General features: G+C 68.8%; 16 protein-coding genes. 12 read left to right on the forward strand and 4 right to left on the reverse strand.

Going from position 1 to position 20,389, the window contains the following annotated elements; all coding sequences use genetic code 11:
• Positions 1-119: 119 nt before the first annotated feature.
• The 6 genes from M5C98_RS06975 to M5C98_RS07000 all read left to right on the forward strand — a co-directional run bounded on the left by M5C98_RS06975 (position 120) and on the right by M5C98_RS07000 (position 7,939).
• On the forward strand, positions 120-2,552 hold the full coding sequence (locus M5C98_RS06975) for a hypothetical protein (protein WP_272551837.1): 2,433 nt from the start codon (positions 120-122) through the stop codon (positions 2,550-2,552).
• Between the two features lie 17 nt (positions 2,553-2,569).
• Positions 2,570-3,655 carry an RCC1 domain-containing protein gene (locus M5C98_RS06980; RefSeq protein WP_272551838.1) on the forward strand — a complete coding sequence of 362 codons (1,086 nt, stop codon included), beginning with the start codon at positions 2,570-2,572 and terminating at the stop codon, positions 3,653-3,655.
• Positions 3,656-3,664: 9 nt separating this feature from the next.
• Positions 3,665-5,365 carry a multicopper oxidase family protein gene (locus M5C98_RS06985; RefSeq protein ID WP_272551839.1) on the forward strand — a complete coding sequence of 567 codons (1,701 nt, stop codon included), beginning with the start codon at positions 3,665-3,667 and terminating at the stop codon, positions 5,363-5,365.
• 285 nt (positions 5,366-5,650) lie between these two features.
• Entirely contained in the window at positions 5,651-6,451 is an 801-nt protein-coding gene (locus M5C98_RS06990) for an EAL domain-containing protein (RefSeq protein ID WP_272551840.1), read from the forward strand.
• 99 nt (positions 6,452-6,550) lie between these two features.
• Positions 6,551-7,297 (forward strand): transporter substrate-binding domain-containing protein, encoded by a 747-nt coding sequence (locus M5C98_RS06995; RefSeq protein WP_272551842.1) that lies wholly within the window; start codon positions 6,551-6,553, stop codon positions 7,295-7,297.
• A 216-nt stretch (positions 7,298-7,513) separates the two neighbouring features.
• Positions 7,514-7,939 carry a cupin domain-containing protein gene (locus M5C98_RS07000; RefSeq protein ID WP_272551843.1) on the forward strand — a complete coding sequence of 142 codons (426 nt, stop codon included), beginning with the start codon at positions 7,514-7,516 and terminating at the stop codon, positions 7,937-7,939.
• A gap of 80 nt (positions 7,940-8,019) precedes the next feature.
• On the opposite strand, the gene M5C98_RS07005 is transcribed toward M5C98_RS07000, so the two are convergent.
• The 4 genes from M5C98_RS07005 to M5C98_RS07020 form a co-directional block, all read right to left on the reverse strand.
• Positions 8,020-9,849: a gamma-glutamyltransferase family protein gene (locus M5C98_RS07005; protein ID WP_272551844.1), complete on the reverse strand. Its 1,830-nt coding sequence runs from the start codon at positions 9,847-9,849 to the stop codon at positions 8,020-8,022.
• Between the two features lie 176 nt (positions 9,850-10,025).
• Entirely contained in the window at positions 10,026-11,657 is a 1,632-nt protein-coding gene (locus M5C98_RS07010; RefSeq protein ID WP_272551846.1) for an alkaline phosphatase D family protein, read from the reverse strand.
• Positions 11,658-11,729: 72 nt separating this feature from the next.
• Entirely contained in the window at positions 11,730-13,262 is a 1,533-nt protein-coding gene (locus M5C98_RS07015; protein WP_272551848.1) for a GGDEF domain-containing protein, read from the reverse strand.
• Between the two features lie 106 nt (positions 13,263-13,368).
• Positions 13,369-14,343, reverse strand: coding sequence for an NADPH:quinone oxidoreductase family protein (locus M5C98_RS07020; protein ID WP_272551849.1), 975 nt, complete (start codon positions 14,341-14,343; stop codon positions 13,369-13,371).
• A gap of 162 nt (positions 14,344-14,505) precedes the next feature.
• On the opposite strand from M5C98_RS07020, the gene surE reads away from it, so the two are divergent.
• The 6 genes from surE (at position 14,506) to M5C98_RS07050 (ending at position 20,317) form a co-directional block, all read left to right on the forward strand.
• Positions 14,506-15,300: a 5'/3'-nucleotidase SurE gene (surE, locus tag M5C98_RS07025; RefSeq protein WP_272551851.1), complete on the forward strand. Its 795-nt coding sequence runs from the start codon at positions 14,506-14,508 to the stop codon at positions 15,298-15,300.
• Positions 15,297-16,064 (forward strand): protein-L-isoaspartate(D-aspartate) O-methyltransferase, encoded by a 768-nt coding sequence (locus M5C98_RS07030; RefSeq protein ID WP_272551852.1) that lies wholly within the window; start codon positions 15,297-15,299, stop codon positions 16,062-16,064. The genes surE and M5C98_RS07030 overlap by 4 nt, the downstream gene beginning before the upstream one ends.
• Positions 16,065-16,076: 12 nt before the next feature.
• Entirely contained in the window at positions 16,077-16,955 is an 879-nt protein-coding gene (locus M5C98_RS07035; RefSeq protein WP_272551853.1) for a peptidoglycan DD-metalloendopeptidase family protein, read from the forward strand.
• A complete protein-coding gene (locus tag M5C98_RS07040; protein ID WP_272551855.1) occupies positions 16,952-17,968 on the forward strand; it encodes an RluA family pseudouridine synthase in 1,017 nt (338 codons plus the stop codon). The genes M5C98_RS07035 and M5C98_RS07040 overlap by 4 nt, the downstream gene beginning before the upstream one ends.
• Before the next feature lie 148 nt (positions 17,969-18,116).
• Positions 18,117-18,875, forward strand: a complete 759-nt coding sequence (scpB, locus tag M5C98_RS07045; RefSeq protein ID WP_272551856.1) for an SMC-Scp complex subunit ScpB — start codon at positions 18,117-18,119, stop codon at positions 18,873-18,875.
• Positions 18,872-20,317 (forward strand): pseudouridine synthase, encoded by a 1,446-nt coding sequence (locus M5C98_RS07050; protein ID WP_272551857.1) that lies wholly within the window; start codon positions 18,872-18,874, stop codon positions 20,315-20,317. The genes scpB and M5C98_RS07050 overlap by 4 nt, the downstream gene beginning before the upstream one ends.
• Positions 20,318-20,389: the final 72 nt, after the last annotated feature.

The raw sequence follows: 20,389 nt of genomic DNA on the forward strand, positions 1-20,389 counted from the left end.
TTGATACGTCGATGGCGACACGTCACGATGCATGCGTGGATGGGTGGCCTGCCGCCCGATTCAGCGTGAAAAAGCCTTCGTCATCACCCCCAATGGACCGGCTTTGCCGGACACGACCCATGCACCCTGTGGACAGCCCTCTCGACCCCTCGCAGTACCTTGACCTGACACGAAGCTGCGGCGAGGGCGGCGTGGGCCCGGCCCCCCATGCGCTGGAAGTGTCGGTCTATACCGAACTGGCGGGTCCTCGCCAAGGCACGCTCACGGTGTTCGGCGCCTCGGGCAAGACGCTGGCGCAGACCGCCTTCGACGGCAACGCCACGGTGTCCGTGGACACGGCCGAGACCGATCTGCGGCTGGAGCTGGAGGTGGATCGCGGCTTGTCTCTGGCTGCGCGGGTCGAAGGTTACCGGTCCGGCACGGCGGTGGTGCTGTCTCCCCTTTCCACATTGGTGGATGCCTATCTCGGCACGCATCCGGGCATGGCCCTGGCGCAGGGGCAATCCCGGGTGCTGGATTCGCTGGGGTTGCCTGCGGGTGTTCCCATCGGGACGCTGGGCTTCAGCCTGGACCGCGAGCTGTTCGATGCCGATCGGTTCTATCAGGCTGTCGCCGCTGAAGGGGGCGTAGCCGCTTTGGTCCAGCGGATGGGGGGCTCCGCCAACGCGGGCGGACCGCTGCATTTCGGGCACGGCAAGGCTGTCGTGCCGGGTGCCGCCAAAAGCGCCGATGCCGCCATCAAAGAATTGGTGGACGGCCTGGTAGGCAACGTCACGGATTGGGCCGGCGGCAAGGTCAAAGGCTGGCTGATGCAGGTCTGCGGGCTCAACAGCTTGATGAACGAACTGGGGCTCGGCGAGGGCGAGGACACGACGGCCAAGCAGCTGGAAGCCTTGACGGTCGAGATCAAGCGGTTGGGCGATGAGATCAAAAAGGTGCCGCGCTCCACGGCCTACATCAACCGCCTGACGGCCCTGGAGGTTCTGGCTGCTTTCATCGATGAAAAGAACAAGGTGCTGGTGACCGCCTCCGGAGAGGCTCCGCCCTCCAATGAGCAGCTTCAGGAGACGTTCGTCAAGCCTGTGATCGACAGCCTCATCCTGAACAATCTGCACGACAACCAGGTGGGTTCCGGTGCCGATGCCAAGGGGTTGATCCGGCTGCTGCTGGACGACCACCCCAAGTTCTATTCGGGTCGCGCCGGTGTGGCCTATGACGACATCCTGTTCAATGCCTTCAATCAGGCGCGTGCACGGCAGGCCCAGGCCCTCAATCTGAAAATCGAGGCGGCCCACGCGGGCAACCCGCCGTTCCTGGCCATGGCGGAGCGGCTTCTGGACGACTATCACGTCAACATCAAGCGCCAGCGGCTGATGTACCCCAATGGGCTCAAGCCTTTTGCCGATGGCAGTATTCTGGACCGCGACACCGGATTGATGTGGAAGTCGGAAATGTTCGAATACGACGGCTATCAGGCCCTGATGGACGATCCGTCGAGCGCAGGACTGCCCTGGCGTCTGCCCGATATCACCGAACTGCAGAGCTTGTTGCCGGGGGCAGCGGTGCGCGCGCGGTTGCCTGCCGATGCGGTATCGGCCGCGGCGCCACAAGTCATGCGGCATTTCGGCTTCAAGCCCTTGACGGTCCAGCAGGACGGCACCACCCAATACCGCCATTTCGCGGACCTGGGGCAGGGCTCCCGCCCCTACAAGATCTTCGGTCCGGGATATATCGTCACCCGCAATGCGTACAAGCGCCGCGATCGTACCTGGGGTGAGTGGGACTATGAACTGCGCACGCTGGTGATGAACCTGTACAACGGCGACGAGGAAAACATCCGCATCAAATTCTGCCGTGGCGACGGCAAGTGCTATACCCAATACGGCTCCTCGCAGCCACCCGTGCCGTGGACCATGCCGGTGCTGTATGTCCGCAAGCCGCCCGTTCCCGTGGCGTTCAAGGTCGAGTTCTACGCAGGCTTCAAGTCCGATGCCGACACCGCGCAGGGGCGGGCGTTGGCGAAGTACTCCGACAGTGACGAGTGGAAGGATGTGACCCAGGATGCCATCTGGAGCGTCGTGGGCAGCAACGCGTCGGACGTGCACGTCTCCAACAACGACGGCACCAGCGGCCGCGTGCAGTTGCGCAGCAAGGAGCGTACCGAGCGTGCCTACACGATCAAGGCCGAACTGCCCTGGTACCTGTCGGACCAGCCCGGCCAGTCGGGCTGGCTCGAAGGCCAGGCGGTGCTCTACGGCAATCAGAGCGCGCCGCTTCCGGTGCTCAAGCGCGTGCTGCTGTCCCCGGCCAATCAGGTCACCAAGCAATACCCGTTCTCCTACGACCTGACCCTGCGGGGCGTGATGAGTTCGGGCGCTACGGAGGCCCCGGACACGGCCGTCTGGTCTTGGACTTCCGATGACCCCAATGTGCAAATCAGCCCTTCCGGACGGGTGGAAGTGCTCAAGCGTCCCCCATCGAAAAAGCAGATCCAGATCAAGGCCAAGATCGGCGCCGCCGAGGGGTTCGCCTATCTCGTGCTGATGCCCTGACCCGTGAGGCGCAACCCATGCAAATTCTGACCATCAGTGCCGGCCGAGACCGGTCCATCGCGCTGGCCGCAGACGGTGCGGCCTACGGTTGGGGCGGCGTCAAGCGGCTCGGCGTCCAACTGCCGCCCGGCTACCCGGGCGAGCTGTGCACGTCCAGCCCCACCGAGATCGGCCACAACCGCTACGCGCAGCCGCAACCCCAGCGGCTGAACCCGGGCCTGCCGTTCACCGCGGTGCACGATGGGCATTCCCACACGCTGGCCGTGCGCGAGGGCGGCGCCGTGGTGGCTTGCCGGCCCGTGGTGTCGCCGGAGCACGGCGCCGACCGCGTGGGCGTGTCGGGCCTGCCGTCCCCGGTCGTCCAGGTGGCGCAGACCGAAGCCGCCGCATTCGCGCTGCAGGCCGACGGCACGGTGCGCTCCTGGGGCATGGCGGCCTACGGGCAACTGGGCCGCGTGACGGCGTCGCGCGAATCCGGCCCGCAGGCCATCGAAGGCCTGGGCGCCATCGCGCACCTGGCGCCTGGCCATGCGCATGTGCTGGCGCTGGACCGTGCCGGCCGCGTCTGGGCCTGGGGGGCCAATGCCGCCGGCCAGCTGGGCAACGGGGCACTGAAGGAATCCGCCGTGCCGGTGCGGGTGGACCTGCCCGGGCGCATCGTGCAGGTGGCCGCGGGCGACACGCACAGCTTCGCGGTGGACGCGCAGGGCGGGCTGTGGGCCTGGGGCTCCAACCAATACGGGCAATCGGGGGATGCGGCCGCGCGCTATTTCGCCCGGCCCGTGCGGGTGCGCACCGGCTTTGCCGTGGCACAGGTGGATGCGGGCATGTTCTACACCGTGGCGCTGTCGCGCCAGGGCGATGTCTTCGCCTGGGGCTGGAACGGCATGGGCCAACTCGCGCGGGACGGTACGGCCTTTTCCGCCAGGCCGCTGCGGGTGCCCGCGCTGCGCGGCGTGCTGCAGTTGTCCGCCGGGGCCGGCCACGTGCTGGCGCGCACCGGCACCGGCCTGCTCGCCTGGGGCGACAACCGCGCGTCCGCCTGCGGGGCGTTTCCGTCCACCGCCGTGCAGATCCGACCCCATCCCATCGCATTCGCCTGAAGGCCCGCCATGACCGATTCTTTCTCGCCTTCCGAGCCGACGCGCCGTGCCAGCCTGCAGTGGATGTTCGGGCTCTCCCTGGGCACGGTGGTCGCACCGCTGGCCGGCTGCGGCGGCAGCGCCTCCGGCGCCACGGCGGACACGCTGCCCGAGCCCGCCGCACTGACGTCGTCCGGCGGCCAGCTCAGCCTGGACCTGTTCGCCCGCTACGGTGCGCAGCCGCTGCGCATCGCCGGATCGCAGCCGCCGGCCTATCCGGGCGTGGCCCGGACGGTGCAGACCGCGCTGCGCAGCTTCAACGGTCAGTACATGGCGCCCACGCTGCACCTGCAGCCGGGCGACACGCTGCGCATCCGGCTGGTGAACGAACTGCCGGCCAACGTGAAGGGCCAGTCCTCGCTGGACTACCTCAACCACCAGAACAGCACCAATCTGCATTTCCACGGCCTGCACGTCGATCCGCGGGAGATCCGCCCCGGCGTGTTCGGCGACTACGTGGTGGACATGGCCGAGGCCGGCGTGCTGCCGGGGGCCAGCCGCCAGCACGAGGTGGCCATCCCGGCCGACCACACCAACGGCATCTACTGGTACCACCCCCACCTGCACGGGTCGTCCAACGTGCAGGTCTCCAGCGGCATGTTCGGCGCCATCCTCATCCACGACCCCAAGGACACCTTCATCGACACGCCGGACATCCGCGAGCGGGCGATCCACGTGCACAAGGTCAACCTGACCGACGACGGCAAAACGGAATCGTTCTACGACTCCATCCGCACCGCGTCGTCGGGCTTTTTGCTCAACGGCGCCTACCAGCCCACCATCGTGATGCGGCCGGGCGAGGTGCAGCAGTGGCACTTCGTCAACACGGCCTCGTTCTACCCGTTCAATCCCGTGCTGGACGGCCACACGCTCTGGGCGTATGCCAAGGACGGCAACGTGTTCGACCGGCGCTTCAAGCCCATCAATGCGGCCACGTCGGACCAGTTCGACAACGCCCACTGGCCTGGCAACGCGCTGTACCCCGGCAACCGCCATTCGATCGTGGTGAAGGCCAGCGACGTGCCCGGCACGTACTACCTGCGTTCGGTCAAGGCGCCGTCGAGCGAGTCGCAGGACGAGATCGTCGCGCGCATCGTGGTGGAGGGCTCGCCGCTGTCCACCCCGCTGCCCCAGCCGGCGCGCCTGCCGCGCTATGCCGAGCACCTGCCCATCACCGATGAGGAACTGGCGGCCCACGGCGGCAAGCAGCGCAGCCTGGTGCTGGCCGTGCTGCCCAAGACGAGCGAGCGCCTGGCCCAGCCCATCCCGGCGGGTGAGGGCTGGTTCATCCCGCTGTCCGACGGCGTCGATGGCTTCACCGACACCGTATTCTCGTCCGGCGATGCCTCGCCGCAGGCCCGGCTGTCGCCGTTCCAGTCGTCGCTCACGGCCACGCAGACGGTGGCGCTGGGCGCGGTGGAGGAGTGGACCATCCAGAACCTCAACCGCTACCCGCACCCGTTCCACATCCACGTCAACGACAGCTATGTGGTCCGGGTCAACGGCGAGCCGGTCGATCCCTACTGGGCCGACACGCTGCCGGTGCCGCCGATGGGCAGCATCACCTTCCGCATGCGGTTCACCGACTTCCATGGCCAGTTCGTGTGGCACTGCCATGCGCTCGACCACGAAGACCTGGGAATGATGCAACTGGTGCACGTGGTGGCGTGACAGGCGACGAACACGAGCGAGCGAACACGGGCGAGAGCAGACGCGGACCCACAGGAACCAAGAGAGAGAGAGAGGGGAGAGAAGAAGAGCGCGGCGAGGGGCCCGGTGCGGTGCGCCGGGCCCCGGCGTCGTGCGCGGCCGGGGGCGTGATGGCGCGGCGCGGGGCGCCAATGCCCCGGCGGCCCAGTGGGACACGGGCCGCGCTCGGGACCGATGTGCCGCCGGATGGGCGTAAGCTGTCGAGTCGATCGCCGCTCCGCCATTGCCCATGGCCCAACGCCGTCCATGAATCCGCCCGCCTCCCCCCACGCCGCCCGTTCGGCCGCCGCCCCTTCGCCCGCCTGCGCCGCCTGCCGCGACGGCCAGCCGCTGGATTTCGAGTTCACGATGGCCTTCCAGCCCATCGTCGATCTGCGCGACCGCAGCGTGTATGCCTACGAGGCGCTGGTGCGCGGGCTGGACGGCAGCTCGGCCTACAGCATCCTGACCCGGGTGACCGAGCAGAACCTCTATGCCTTCGACCAGGCCTGCCGCGTGAAGGCGGTGGAACTGGCGGCGGCGCTGGGCATGCCCTGCCGGCTGAGCATCAACTTCCTGCCCAATGCCGTGTACCAGCCCGAGGCGTGCATCCGCGTCACGCTGCAGGCGGCGCAGCGCTGCGGCTTTCCCACGGAACGCATCATTTTCGAGATCGCGGAGCGCGAAAATGCCGCGGACAAGGCGCACCTGCAGGGCATCCTGCACGCCTACCGCCGCCACGGTTTTCTGAGCGCCATCGACGACTTCGGCGCCGGCTACGCGGGCCTGAACCTGCTGGCCGAGTTCCAGCCCGATCTGCTCAAGATCGACATGGACCTGGTGCGCGGCATCGATGGTCACCCGGTGCGGCAGGCCATCGTGCGCAGCATCGTGGGCCTGTGCGATGACCTGGGCGTGCAGGCGTTGGCCGAAGGCGTCGAAACCGAAGCCGAACTGCAGGTGCTGCGCCGCCTGGGCATCCACCTGTTCCAGGGCTACCTCTTCGCCAAGCCCGCGCTGCAAGCCCTGCCGCCGGTGAACTGGCCGCAAGAGGAAGTGGCCGGCTGACCCTGCGGCAGAAATACGCCTGGGCGTGCGTGCCGGGGTTTACACGGCGCGCCGCCTGGAAGATGCTCGGTTTTCGTCCAACCCATCGCCCACTGCCGCATGCCTCTCGATCCTTCCGTCCTCCAGGCCTTCGCACCCACCGGGGTGCTGCGGGCTTCCATCAATCTGGGCAATCCCATTCTGGCCAAGGCCGGCGCGCCGGGAGCCGATCCGTCCGGCGTGTCCGTCGATCTGGCGCGGGCCCTGGCCGAGCGCCTGGGTGTGCCCATCGCCTTCGCCGTGTTCGATGCGGCCGGCCGATCGGTCGAAGCCGTCACGCAGGAGCAGGCCGACGTCGGCTTTTTCGCCGTGGACCCGCTGCGGGGCGCCGGCATCGCGTTCACCGCGCCGTATGTGCTCATCGAAGGCTGCTACCTGGTGCGGGGCGATTCGCCGCTGCGCACCAACGAAGCGGTGGACCAGGCCGGGCACCGTGTGGTGGTGGGCAAGGGCAGTGCCTACGACCTGTACCTGAGCCGCGAGATGAAGGCCGCCACCCTGGTGCGCGCACCCACCTCGCCGGCGGTGGTGGACACCTTCCTGGCCGAAGGCGCCGACGTGGCTGCCGGCGTCAAACAGCAATTGCAGGCCGATGCGCAGCGCCTGGGCGGCGGCTTGCGCCTGCTGCCGGGCCGCTTCATGGTCATCCAGCAGGCCATGGGGCTGCCCAAGGGCCGGGGCGCCGCGGCGGCGGGCGTGCTGCACGCCTTCGTGGAAGAGGCCAAGGCCAGCGGCTTTGTGCAACAGGCGCTGGAGCGGCACGGCATCCAGGGCGCCTCCGTGGCGCCGGCCCAGGCACCGGTGTGAGGTGGGATTCGGTTGCTATTGTTTTAATAGCAATATGCCCTAGTGTTGATTGCGCTGGGGCCCGTTTTGATACAAAGCCGCTTCGCAGGATCCCGCCGGGGTGCTGGCCGGTGCGGTGCGCGTGGGGCCGCGCATAAGATCGCATCGGCACCGAACGGGCCGCGGCATCCTGCGGCGGCCCGCGCTGCCATCCGACCATCCAAGAGGAGACAACCCATGAAAAACACGTTCCGCCTGCTGGCCGCCGCAATCGCCCTGGCAGGGGTGGCATTGACGGCCTCGGCCGAGGTGTACCCCAAGGAGGCGCTGCTGAAGGCCAACAAGGAGGGCGCCGGCGGCGGCAAGGGCACGCTGGCCGGCGAATACGCCTTCACGCGCGACAAGGCGCTGAAAGACCAGGCCATCAAGGAGATCAGCTGGCTCACGCTGCAGCCGGGCGACTCCATCGGCTACCACAAGCACACCGGCAACGAGGACACCTACGTGATCGTCTCGGGCCGCGGCACCTTCAAGGACAAGGACGGCGTGGACGTGGCCGTGAAGCCGGGCGACGTGACCATCGTGCGCAAGGGCGAATCGCACGGGCTGACCAACACCGGCACCGAGCCGCTGGTGTTCCTGGACGTGATCGCCGAGCAGTAGGCGCTGGCGCAGCGGCCGGCCCCGGGCCGCAAAGCAAAAGAGCACCCGCCGGGTGCTCTTTTTTTTGGGCGGGCGGGCGCTCAGTCCCCCATCACGACGCCCTCGCGGCGCGGGTCGGCGCCGCCCAGCCACATCGGCTGCCCGTGCACCTCGGCACGGGTGATGGCCTGCAGGCCGCTGGTCATGTTCATCTCGCGCACTTCGGCGCCGCGGGCGCGCAGCGCCTCTACCGTGGCTGGCGGGAAGCGTTTTTCCTCCAGCATGGTCGGGCCATTGAGCGAGCCGAAATTGGGCAGGTTGATGGCCTGCTGCGGCATCAGCCCCCAGTTGAAGATGCCGTAGAGCGTCTTGGCCGTGTAGTGGATGATGAGCGCGCCGCCCGGGCTGCCGCCGCTCATGACCACCTGGCCGGTCTGCTTGTCGAACACCAGCGTGGGCGCCATCGACGAGCGCGGGCGCTTGCCGGGCTCCACCCGGTTGGCGACGGGCTGGCCCTGCGCGTCCTTGGGCGCGAAGCTGAAATCGGTCAGCTCGTTGTTCAGCAGGAAGCCCTTGACCATCTGGCGCGAGCCGAACTGGTCTTCGATGGTGGTGGTCATCGCCACCGCGTTGCCGAAGGCATCGACGACGCTGATGTGGCTGGTGCCGTGCTCGATCTGGTCGGGCATGGGCGCGTAGCTGGTCTGGACCGCGCCGGGATTGCCGGGCTGCGCCACCTTCATGCTCTGCGGGCCGATCAGTTGGGCGCGCTGGGCGAGGTAGGCGGGGGCGAGCAGGCTGCTCCAGCTGCCGCCCGGCGGCTGCACGAAGTCGGGGTCGGCCACATAGAGGCCGCGGTCGGCGAAGGCCAGGCGCGAGGCCTCGTTGTACAGGTGGAGCCAGTCGGCGCTGGGCAGCCAGTCGCCCGCGCCCTTGGGGCCTTCCTGCAGCGCCATGGTGTTGGCGTCGGTGTTCTTCAGGATGCCCAGGATCTGCCCCACGGCGATCGCGCCCGAGCTGGGCGGCGGAAAGCCGCACAGGCGAAAGTCCTTGGAGGCCACCTGGTAGTCCGTGCACAGCGCCTCGCGCTTCTTGGGCTGGTAGCCGGCCAGGTCGGCCAGCGCCAGGCGCCCGGGGTTGGTGGGGTGGCCCTGCACCTTGGCGACGATGGCCTGCGCCACCTCGCCCTCCAGCAGCGCCTTGGAGCCGTTGCGCGCGATGCCTTTTAGCACGGCGGCCAGTTCGGGGTTCCTGAGCACATGGCCCACGGGCCAGGGCTGGCCCGCCGCGTCGAAGAAGTAGGCGCGCGCGGCCGGGTCCTGGGCCAGGTACTTTTCGTTGGCCAGCAGCGTGTTCAGGCGCGGGCTCACCTTGAAGCCGTTCTCGGCCAGCTGGATGGCCGGCTGGAACAGCGATGCCCACGGCAGCTTGCCGTGCTCCTTGTGCGCCAGCTCCAGCATGCGCACCGCGCCGGGCGTGCCCACCGAGCGGCCGCCGACGACGCCGTCGTAGAAGGAAACGGGCTTGCCATCGGCGCCGAGAAAGAGGTTTTCGTTCGCGGCGGCCGGCGCCGTCTCGCGGCCGTCATAGGCCTCGACCTGGCTGCCGGCCGAGTGCAGCAGGAAAGCGCCGCCGCCGATGCCGCTCGATTGCGGCTCGACCAGCGACAGCACCATCTGCACCGCGATGGCGGCATCGATCGCCGAGCCGCCGGCCTTGAGCACCTGGTAGCCCGCATCGGTGGCCAGCGGGTTGGCGGCCGCCACGGCAAACTTCTGCGTCGCCCAGCCGGGCTTCTCGGTGTAGCCGGACGCGCCTTCGGGCTGGTCGGGCAGGGTGTAGTTCAGGCGGGGACTGGTGCCGCAGGCCGCGAGCAGGGCGGCGGCGGCGAGGACGGCCAGCCGGGCGGCGGGCAGGTGCTTTTGGGTCATGGGGTCTCCCTGTGTGGTGGGCGCCATGGTAATGCGGGGTGCAGGCCTGGCCTGCGGGTGTTACACCCCGCTACCGGACCGGCGCGCGTGGATGGCCCCTGCGTTGGAAGTCTTTGGTCTTTTGGGCCTCCAGCGCAATAAAGACTAGGGCATTTTGCTATTAATTTAGTAGCAAATCAAAGATCGCGCACGGGCGCGGGGCGACCGTCTTCCACCACGAAGCGGGCCAGGGTGGACGCGCCGCTGTCGGCCCGCAGCGGGTCGTCCACGGTGCGCAGCGTGGCCGTCCAGCGCCGGGGCGTGACCTCGGCCAGCCCCCAGCCGCGCAGGTCGCAGCGTGCCAGCAGCACGTGCGGGTTGTGCCGGGCGATGGCGTCCACCTTGTCCTGCGTGGTGCCCGAGCGCGAGCTGATCGAGGTGCCGCAGAACTCGCTGGCCAGCACGCGGGCCGTGGTGGCTGCGGGGGCCTCAGGCGATGCGGCCCCGTCGGACGGCGCCATCACGTTGCAGACATAGTTCTGGTGGATGTCGCCCCCCAGCAGCACCGTGTTGCGCGGCGCATGCCGGGCCACCGATTGCAGCAGCCGCTGGCGCGCGGCCGGGTAGCCGTCCCAGCTGTCGGTCGATTGCACGCCCGAGGGGTAGTGGCGCGGCGAGAACAGGGTCTGCTGCGCGATCACGCTCCAGCGGGTGCCGTCGCCGCTGGCGCTTCCCACACCGCCGCCGCGCGCATCGGCGGCCAGACCGGCATCCAGCCAGCGCTCCTGCGCCGCGCCCAGGAAGCTGCGCCCGGGCACCTGCAGCTCGGCGCAGTCGCCGGGCCGCACGGCGCCCGCGCCGCTGCTGCCCTCGGCCCGGCAGGCCTGGCGGTCGCGGAACTGGCGCGCATCCAGCAGGTGGATGGTCGCCAGCCGCCCCCAGGGCAGCGCGCGGTACACCTGCAGCGCACCGAACCCGCTGGCCGCCAGGCTCGCGGCGCGCAGCGGCGTGTGTTCGTAGAAGGCCTGCCATGCCGCCGTGCGCATCGCCAGGAAGTCGGCGGCGTCGCCGCGGCCGTGGGTGCCGGCGTAGTCGTTCTGCACCTCGTGGTCGTCCCAGGTCGTGGCCCAGGGGCACAGCGCGTGGGCGGCCTGCAGCGACGGGTCGCTCTTGTGCAGCGCGTAGCGGTCGCGGTAGTCGGCCAGCGTGTGCGCCAGGCGCAGGCCGTGCACGCGCGCCAGCCCGGCCGGGTCCTTGGGGCTGGCGTATTCGTAGATGTAGTCGCCCAGGAACAGCACCAGGTCGGGCGACTGGCGGCACACGTCGGCCCAGGCGGCGTAGTGGCCGTGTTCCCAGCGCTGGCACGACGCGAAGGCGATGCGCAGGCGCGCCTCCAGTTCGCCGGCCGCCGGCGCGGTGCGCGTGCGGCCGGTGGCGCTCACGGCATCGCCGTGCATGAAACGGTAGTGATACCAGCGCCCGGGCGCCAGCCCCTGCAGTTCGACATGCACGCTGTGCGCGAACTCCGGCAAGGCGGTGGCCGTGCCGCGCTGCACGATGCGGCGAAACGCGTCGTCGTGCGCCACCTCCCACCGCACGGCGAGCGGGCGGCTCCAGGCGCCGGGTTCGGCGGGCACCAGGCGCGTCCACAGCACCATGCCATCGGGCGAGGGGTCGCCGCTGGCCACGCCCAGCGTGAACGGGTCGTGCCGCGCAGGGCCCGTGACTGCAGCGGCCCAACGGGGCCAGGCGGCGGAGGCGGCCACGCTGGCGGCCCAGGCGGCCCGTTGCAGCAGGGCCCGGCGCGACAGCAAGGGCGTGTGCGTCATGGGAATGGGTTGCAGTGCGCGAGCGGAAAGCGGTCAGGCCGGGCGCGCGACAAGGGGGCGCCCGTGGGGCAGTCAGGCGGCCATCACCCGGTTCTTGCCCGCGCGCTTGGCCAGGTACATGCCCTGGTCAGCGCGGCGGATGGCTTCCGTGCTGCCCTCCTGCTCGGCCAGCTGCGCCACGCCGGCGCTGAAGGTGATGAGCACCTTTTCGCGGTCCTTGAGGAAGTAGCGCGTGGTCAGCTCGCGCTGCAGCCGCTTCATGGCCTCCACGCCCTGGTCCAGGTCGGTGTCGGGCAGCACCAGCACGAATTCCTCGCCGCCGTAGCGCGCCAGCATGTCCTGCGGGCGCATCACCTCGCGCGTGACGCCGGCCAGGTGCACCAGCGCCTCGTCGCCGGCCGTGTGGCCCAGGCGGTCGTTGATGAGCTTGAAGTTGTCCACGTCCAGCAAGGCCACGCACAGCGGCGAGCCGTTGCGCGTGGCGCGGGCGATCTCGCGCTCCATCACCTCGTCCAGGCCCTTGCGGTTGAGCGAGCCGGTGAGCGGGTCGTGCCGGGCCTGGGCGCTGGCGCGGTCCAGTTCTTCCTGCAGCTTGGCGATCTCGGCATGGCCCGCATCGGAGCGTGCGCGCAGGTCCTGCAGCTCGTCGCGCGCCACCCGGCTGTCCAGGGCCATGGCGCGCGTGGCGCTCATCACCTCCTCGAGCAGCGGGGTGATCTCCTGCAGGCTGTTGGCCTGGCCGATGCGCTCGGCGCAATCCTCCATCTTGTCGTGGTAGGTGCTGCTGGAGGCGGAGATCTGCACCAGCCGCTCGATGAAGGTGGCCAGCAGCTCCTTCATCTGTTCCTGCGCCTGCACGGTGCGCTCCTTGGCCTCCGTCTGCTTGAAGATCACGTCCTTCAGGCGGCGCTGCACGTCGTCCAGCCGGCGCAGGGTGAGCGGCGGCTTGGAGGCGGCCATCAGCGCCTCCACCTGGCCCTGCAGCCAGCGGTCGTCCTGGCTCAGCACGGCGATGTTCTCGAACAGCATGTGCAGCAATTCGAGCAGGCTGGAGCGGATGGCGGCCTGGTCCTCGGTGGCGAACGACAGCCGGTAGCTGAAGTTGTTCAGCATCAGGCCGAAGGTCGAGACCGGGGGCGAGGGCTGGCGCAGGAAGTTGGTCAGCTGCGCGGCCAGTTCGTGCACGCGGGCATCGTCCTCGCCCAGCGCGGGCAGGGTGTTGTCGATCAGGCGGGCCAGCTGCTCGGTCAGGTCTTCGGGCAGGTGCGTGGCGACGGAAGGCTCGGCCGCCGAGACGGCCGGCGCGGCGGCCACGTTGGCCAGCCCCAGATTGGCATAGCCCACCAGCACGCTCTGCAACTGGGCCCAGTCGCTGTGGTCGATGGCGGATTCGAACAGGCCCAGCAGGCGCTTTTGCGCCGGGGTCTGCCCGGGCAGAACGCGCAGGATGTGCCGCAGGGGACCGTCCGGAAAGGCGGGAGCGCTGGGGTTGCCGGCGATCTCGTCGTAGAGCGCCTGGTAGTTGTCGGGCGTGGGCGCCAGACGGCGCGTGGCCAGCTGCTTGAGGGTTTCTCGCGCGATTTCTGAAGGGGGGCGGTCGGCCATCTGGCGTGCACGGAAAGGCAAAGATGCGCGAGTGTGACAGACGGCGCACCGCTTGAACAGGCGCCCGCAGGGCGTCCGGGCCCGGCGAGCGCGGGCTGCTGCGGGATCAGTTCACCATGACCAGCTTGCCCATCACCCCGCGCGAGCCCATGTGGGCATAGGCCGCGGGCAGCTGTGCCATCGGCATGGTGCGGTCGATCACCGGCTTGATGGCGCCCTCGCCGTACCAGGCGGCCAGCTCCGCCATCATGGCGGCGTTGGCCTGCCGCTCGCGCTTGGAGAACTCGCCCCAGAAGACGCCCACGATCGAGGCGCCCTTGAGCAGCGCCAGATTCAGCGGCAGCGCCGGGATGGGGCCGGAGGCGAACCCCACCACCAGGTAGCGCCCGCGCCAGGCGATCGAGCGGAATGCGGGCTCGGTGAAATCGCCCCCCACCGGGTCGTAGATCACATCCGGCCCTTTGCCATCGGTCAGCGACTTGATCGCCTCGCGCAGGTTTTCCTCGGTGTAGTTGATGACGGCGTCGGCCCCCACGGACAGGCACAGCTTGCATTTTTCTTCGGTGGACGCCGCCGCGATCACGCGGGCGCCCATCTTCTTGGCGATCTGGATGGCCGCCGTGCCCACGCCGCCGGCCGCACCCAGCACCAGCACCGTCTCGCCGGCCTTGAGCTGCCCCCGGTCCACCAGCGCATGGTGTGAGGTGGCGTAGATCATGATGAACGCCGCCGCATCCACGTGCGAAAAGCCCTCGGGCAGCGGCATGCACAGCGCCGCGGGCGCCACCGCATGGGTGCCGAAGCCGCCGGTGCCGGTCAGGCAGGCCACGCTCTGTCCGGGGCGCAGGTGCGTGACGCCTTCGCCCACCGCCTCCACCACGCCCGCGTATTCCGACCCCGGCACGAAGGGCAGGGGGGGCTTCATCTGGTACTTGTTCTGCACGATCAGCAGATCGGGAAAGTTCAGGCTGGCGGCCTTGATCGCGATCAGCACCTCGCCCGCCTTGGGCGCGGGCGTGGGCAGTTCGGTCCAGGCCAGGGCATCGACGCCCGTCGGGTTGGTGCAAAGCCAAGCATGCATGGGAGGTCTCCTGTCGGTGTGGCCGCATGATAGGCGCGTGTGCCGGTGCCGCGAGTCCCTGGAGCGACGGCGGGCAGGGGCCGGTGCAGGCCAGGGATTTCCGCACGGCGTGTCGTTGTCGGACGCGGCCTACAATCGCGCGCACTCTGCCTTCTGCCACCCATGAAGATCCTCATTTCCAACGACGACGGTTACCAGGCGCCCGGCATCGTGGCCTTGCACGATGCGCTCAAGACCATCGCGGACGTCGAGGTGGTGGCGCCCGAGCACAACAACAGCGCCAAGTCCAACGCGCTCACGCTGCATTCGCCGCTGTACGTGCACCAGGCCGCCAACGGCTTCCGTTACGTGAACGGCACCCCGGCGGACTGCGTGCACATCGCGCTCACGGGCCTGCTGGGCTACCGGCCCGATCTGGTCGTCTCGGGCATCAACAACGGCGCCAACATGGGCGACGACACCATCTATTCCGGCACCGTGGGCGCTGCGATGGAGGGCTATCTCTTCGGCATTCCGGCCATCGCGTTCTCGCAGGTGGACAAGGGCTGGGGCGAGATCGAATCCGCCGCCCGCAAGGCGCGCGAGATCGTCGAGCAGATGCAGGCGCAGAACCTGGTCGGCGAGGCGCCCTGGCTGCTCAACGTGAACATTCCGAACATGCCGTTCGATGCGCTGCGGCCCCTGCGGCTGTGCCGGCTGGGCCGCCGCCACGCGGCCGAGCGCGTCATCGAGCAGCAGAGCCCGCGCGGCGAGGTCATGTACTGGATCGGCGGCGCGGGCGCTGCCAAGGACGATGCCGAGGGCACGGATTTCCATGCCACGGCCCAGGGCCATGTGGCCATCACTCCGTTGAAGGTGGACCTGACCGACCACGAAGGCCTGGGCTACTGGACGCAGACCGCGGCGCGCCTGGTGCCGTCCGAATCCACCGCACCCGCGCCGGCGCAAGCCCGATGACCCAGCGCCGCCCCGGCTTTCCGGCCCGCATCGATCGCCCTGCGGGGGCTGGGCCTCGGCCGCCATCCCAGCCCGCGCCGCGCCGCGATGCCCCGATGCCGCAGGGCGTCGGGCTCGATTCGGCCGCCGTGCGCGCGCGCATGGTGCAGCGCCTGGCGGCCTCGGGCATCGCATCGCCCGCCGTGCTGCAGGCCATGGGCTCGGTGGAGCGCCACCGCTTCGTGGACACGGCCCTCGTCAACCAGGCCTATGAAGACACCAGCCTCCCCATCGGGCTGGGACAGACCATCTCCAAGCCGAGCATCGTGGCCCGCATGACGGAGCTGCTGCTGGGCGCGGAAGGCGCGCGCGCCGCCGGGCTGGGACGCGTGCTGGAGATCGGCACGGGCTGCGGCTACCAGGCCGCGGTGCTCGGGCGCGTGGCCCGCGAGGTGTACACCATCGAACGTTTGCGCGCGTTGCACGAGAAGGCGCGCGACAACCTGCGTCCCTGGCGCCTCGCGAACGTGCACCTCATCTTCGGCGACGGCACGGTGGGCTATGCGAAGGGCGCGCCGTATGCGGCCATCATCGCCGCGGCAGGCGGCGAGACCCTCCCTCAGGCGTGGATCGATCAACTGGCCGTGGGTGGCCGCCTCGTGGCGCCCATGGTGGGCGCCGGCGGCCACCAGGTGTTGCTGGTCATCGACAAAACGATGCACGGATTGAAACAGAACGTTTTGGAGGCCGTTCATTTTGTCCCCCTAAAATCGGGGATTGCCTGAAGGGATTTGCTTATGTTGGTTACGCGTGGTCTTGTTGGTTGGGGTTCGGTGGCGCTGGCAGCCTTGGTGCTGACGGGTTGCGGTACCCGCGTCAACAGGGCACCGGTGGAAGATCGTGGCACGTCCGCTTCCACATCCGCCTCCCAGCCCGGCATGGTGGTCGCGCCTGCGGCCAAGCCACTGCCCGGCGCTGAAAACGCTGGCAAACCCGGCTACTACACGGTCAAGCCGGGAGATACCCTGATTCGCATCGGCCTGGAAAACGGCCAAAGCTGGAAGGACATCGCCCGCTGGAACAACCTGGACAACGCCAACCTCATCGAGGTCGGCCAGGTGCTTCGCGTGGCCGCGCCGTCGGCCACGCCGGCGCCGTCGGTGGCCGGCGATACCGGCGTGGTCACCCGCCCAGTCACTTCGTCGGCCATCGCACCGTCCACCCCCGCCAGCGGCGCCAAGCCGGGGGCATCGGCCCCTGTGGTGGCCGCCACGCCAGCCCCCGCACCTGTCTCGACGGGCGGCGAAGACGACATGGCGTTCATCTGGCCCTCGTCGGGTTCGCTGGTGGCGGGCTTCGACGAGGCGCGCAACAAGGGCTACGACATCGGCGGCAAGGCGGGCGACCCCGTGCTCGCTTCTGCGGATGGCCGGGTCGTCTATGCCGGTGCCGGCCTGCGCGGCTACGGCAACCTCGTGATCCTCAAGCACAACAACACCTACCTGACGGCCTACGCCCACAACCAGACCCTGCTGGTGAAGGAAGACCAGACGGTGCGCCGCGGCCAGAAGATCGCCGAAATGGGCAGCTCCGACACCGACCGGGTGAAGCTGCACTTCGAGATCCGCCGCCAGGGCAAGCCGGTCGATCCGTCCCGCTACCTGCCGGCGCGTTGAGCACGCTGCCGTCCGGCCCTGGCACGCTCCCTGAGGGCGATGCCAGCACCGAAGACCTGGAAGACGGGGGCGATGCCTCGCAGGAGGTTCGCCAGTTTTCCATCGGCGAGTTGCAGCACGGCGAGCGCCTGGACCGGGCGCTGGCCGAGCAGGTGCCCGAGTTCTCGCGCAGCTATCTGCAGCAACTGCTGGCGCAGGGCGGTGTTCTGCTCAACGGGCAGGCCGCGGCCAAGCCTGCTGCCCGCGTCAAGGCGGGCGATGTGGTCTCGGTCGAATTGCGGCCCACCCAGCAGAGCCAGGCGTTCCGGCCCGAGTCCATGCCCATCGACGTGGTGTTCGAGGATGCGCACCTGCTGGTCATCCACAAGCCTGCGGGGCTCGTCGTTCACCCGGCGCCTGGCAACTGGAGCGGCACGCTGCTCAATGGTCTGCTGGCACGCGACCCCAAGGCGCTGCTGGTGCCCCGCGCCGGCATCGTCCACCGGCTCGACAAGGACACGAGCGGCCTGATGGTCGTCGCGCGTGAGCGGGGCGTCATGGATGCCCTGGTGCGCATGATCGCCGCCCGCGAAGTCAGCCGGCAGTACCTCGCCATCGGCCATCGCCCCTGGAGCGGGCCGGAGCAGCGCATGGTCGAGGGGAGCATCGGCCGCGACCCGCGCAACCGGCTGCGCATGGCCGTGGTGGACCTAGCCACGCAATCGGGCAAGCCCGCGCGCACGGACATCGCCTTGCTCGACAGCGTCGATCCGGTGTGCTTCGTGCGCTGCACGCTGCATACGGGGCGCACGCACCAGATCCGGGTGCACATGGCCTCGCTTCGCCATCCCCTGGTGGGCGATGCCTTGTACGGGGGAGAGGCAGCGGGGGGGCTGTCGCGCCAAGCACTGCACGCTTACCGGCTGGCCTTTGCCCATCCCGTGACGGGGCAGCCGATGGAGTTCCATGCCCCTCTACCGCCGGACATGGAAAACGCCTTGGATTTTTGGGGCCTGCGCTACAATCGCGCCTAGCGGCTGCACCAGCCGACTCGCCCGCATGGACACACTGCAGGGCTGGGAACAGCACCAAGGTCTTTGCGTGCGGTCCCGCTGAACGAACCCTTTGACAGCCTGGCGCCCTTTCGACACGTGGCGTCCCTTTCCCCGCAATTGCTGAACCATGAATACGGTGGACGCTAAACGGGTCCTTGAAACCGCGCTGATCTGCGCTCCGCAACCGGCGACCCTGCGCGAGTTGCGCACGCTCTTCAACGACGCTCTCGGAACCGATACCCTGAAAACCATCCTGCTGGAACTCCAGCAGGATTGGGCTTTGCGGGGCGTGGAACTCGTGCAGGTCGCGACGGGCTGGCGTTTTCAGAGCCGCCCCGAAATGCGCGAGTACCTCGACCGGCTGCATCCGGAAAAGCCGCCGCGCTACACGCGTGCCACCCTGGAGACGCTGGCCATCATTGCGTACCGCCAGCCGGTGACGCGCGGCGATATCGAGGACATCCGGGGCGTGACGGTCAACAGTTTGATCATCAAGCAGTTGGAAGACCGGGGCTGGGTGGAAGTCATCGGGCACCGAGAAACCGTGGGCCGGCCGGCTTTGTTCGCCACCACGCGGCAGTTCCTGGATGACCTGGGGCTGCAGTCGCTGGACCAACTGCCCGTGATGGAAAATCCGGCGGTGCAGGCGAGCGTGCTGCAAGCACTCAGTTCTGGCGGCTCCTTGCTGCCGGATGAATCCGCAGGCTCCGGTGAAGCATCGCCGCCTGCGCAGGCGTTGTCCTCCGCGCGGCAGGGGGGCGAAGACGAGCCAGTGCCGGCACCCATGACGCAAGCACCGCCGCACCCATCCAATGAAGACGTGGCGACCTCTCCGCACGAGAATCCACAAGACACCGATAACGGCACACCAGAGAGCCTCCCATGAACGACCCCATTTCAGAACCAGCCGACGAACAGCCCGCATTGCCCGCTGAGGCGGACGCCGGTGCCAAGAAGCCTGCGGCCCGCAAATCGCCGCGCAAGAAGGCGCCGAAGGAGTCCGAATCGGCGGCAGAACGTCCCGCGGATGGCTCTGCCGAAACCCAGCAGGACGCCGAATCTGCAATGGCCGTGCCGGCCGTTGAGGCGGGTCCCAAGGAAACCCCGCCTGCTGCTGCATCGCAAAAATCTGCACGACCTTCGGGACCGCGCCCCGCAGGAGCGCGTACCACGCCGGGATATCAGTTCGCGGATGTGGTGTCCGGTCGCCTGGATGAAGACGAAACGGCAGCCGAGGCGGTCCCAGAGCGGCGCGTGTTGCTGCCGCAGGTTGAAACGCCGAAGCTGCACAAGGTGTTGGCTCAGGCGGGGCTGGGCTCGCGCCTTGAAATGGAGCAGTTGATTCTGGAAGGCCGTATTTCGGTCAACAACGAACCGGCGCACATCGGGCAGCGCGTGCAGTTCGGCGATCAGGTGAAGGTGAATGGCCGCCCCATTCGCTATCGCATCGACCCCCCCCCGGCCCGGGTCATTGCCTACCACAAGCCTGCAGGCGAAGTGGTGACCCATGACGATCCTCAGAACCGGCCCACCGTGTTCCGCAAGTTACCGCGCCTCGCCCACGGAAAGTGGCAGTCGGTGGGGCGGCTCGACCTGAACACCGAAGGCTTGCTGTTGTTCACCAGCTCGGGCGAGTTGGCCAACCAGCTGATGCACCCCCGTTTCGGCCTGGAGCGTGAATACGCCGTGCGTGTGCTGGGCGCCCTCAGCAACGAAGAAAAGCAACGGTTGCTGGATGGCGTGCAACTGGACGACGGCATGGCGTCGTTCGGGTCGATCGAGGACGGCGGCGGCGAAGGCTCCAACTGCTGGTATCGCGTGACGATCTCCGAGGGTCGCAACCGCGAGGTTCGCCGCATGCTGGAGGCCGTGGGCCATGCGGTCAGCCGACTCATCCGCATCCGCTACGGAGCGATGATGCTACCCCGCGGGCTCAAGCGCGGTGCGTGGCTGGAGCTGGACGAGCGCGACATTCGCGCGCTCATGCAGGCGGTGGGTGGGAGCATCAGGCCACCTCGGGAATCCGGCGAGGCGCCCGCCGGGCCGGCGGACCGCAAAAGTGGTCTGCGCCGTGGCGGGCCCCGTGGGCGCAACAACGGTGGGCCGCGGGATTCTGCGGCGCCGTCGTCCGCACGCAAGCCGGGCTATGGCCCAGGCGTGGGGCGCGGCAAAGACAGTGCGCCCGGTAACCGCCAGGGCGGCGGGGGCGGTGCGAGCAGCCAGCCTGATCCGATGAAGACCTCGGTGGGCTACATCGGCACGGACAGCCTGTCGCGCTACCGGCAGGACCAAAAGCGCAACGGCCCGCCGCGTCGCGGGGGACGCTGAACCTTTGCGGCTTGGGGACAAATCGGCCCAGTTAGAATCGAGGGCTTTGTCCGCAGGGCGAAAAATTAGATC

The sequence above is a fragment of the Acidovorax sp. NCPPB 3576 genome (assembly GCF_028473605.1).
Lineage (GTDB): Bacteria > Pseudomonadota > Gammaproteobacteria > Burkholderiales > Burkholderiaceae_C > Paracidovorax.

Coding starts and splice junctions, on each gene's coding strand:
- M5C98_RS06975 (WP_272551837.1), top strand. CDS start 120: ATGCACCCTGTGGACAGCCCTCTCGACCCCTCGCAGTACCTTGACCTG.
- M5C98_RS06980 (WP_272551838.1), top strand. CDS start 2,570: ATGCAAATTCTGACCATCAGTGCCGGCCGAGACCGGTCCATCGCGCTG.
- M5C98_RS06985 (WP_272551839.1), top strand. CDS start 3,665: ATGACCGATTCTTTCTCGCCTTCCGAGCCGACGCGCCGTGCCAGCCTG.
- M5C98_RS06990 (WP_272551840.1), top strand. CDS start 5,651: ATGAATCCGCCCGCCTCCCCCCACGCCGCCCGTTCGGCCGCCGCCCCT.
- M5C98_RS06995 (WP_272551842.1), top strand. CDS start 6,551: ATGCCTCTCGATCCTTCCGTCCTCCAGGCCTTCGCACCCACCGGGGTG.
- M5C98_RS07000 (WP_272551843.1), top strand. CDS start 7,514: ATGAAAAACACGTTCCGCCTGCTGGCCGCCGCAATCGCCCTGGCAGGG.
- M5C98_RS07005 (WP_272551844.1), bottom strand. CDS start 9,849: ATGACCCAAAAGCACCTGCCCGCCGCCCGGCTGGCCGTCCTCGCCGCC.
- M5C98_RS07010 (WP_272551846.1), bottom strand. CDS start 11,657: ATGACGCACACGCCCTTGCTGTCGCGCCGGGCCCTGCTGCAACGGGCC.
- M5C98_RS07015 (WP_272551848.1), bottom strand. CDS start 13,262: ATGGCCGACCGCCCCCCTTCAGAAATCGCGCGAGAAACCCTCAAGCAG.
- M5C98_RS07020 (WP_272551849.1), bottom strand. CDS start 14,343: ATGCATGCTTGGCTTTGCACCAACCCGACGGGCGTCGATGCCCTGGCC.
- surE (WP_272551851.1), top strand. CDS start 14,506: ATGAAGATCCTCATTTCCAACGACGACGGTTACCAGGCGCCCGGCATC.
- M5C98_RS07030 (WP_272551852.1), top strand. CDS start 15,297: ATGACCCAGCGCCGCCCCGGCTTTCCGGCCCGCATCGATCGCCCTGCG.
- M5C98_RS07035 (WP_272551853.1), top strand. CDS start 16,077: ATGTTGGTTACGCGTGGTCTTGTTGGTTGGGGTTCGGTGGCGCTGGCA.
- scpB (WP_272551856.1), top strand. CDS start 18,117: ATGAATACGGTGGACGCTAAACGGGTCCTTGAAACCGCGCTGATCTGC.
- M5C98_RS07050 (WP_272551857.1), top strand. CDS start 18,872: ATGAACGACCCCATTTCAGAACCAGCCGACGAACAGCCCGCATTGCCC.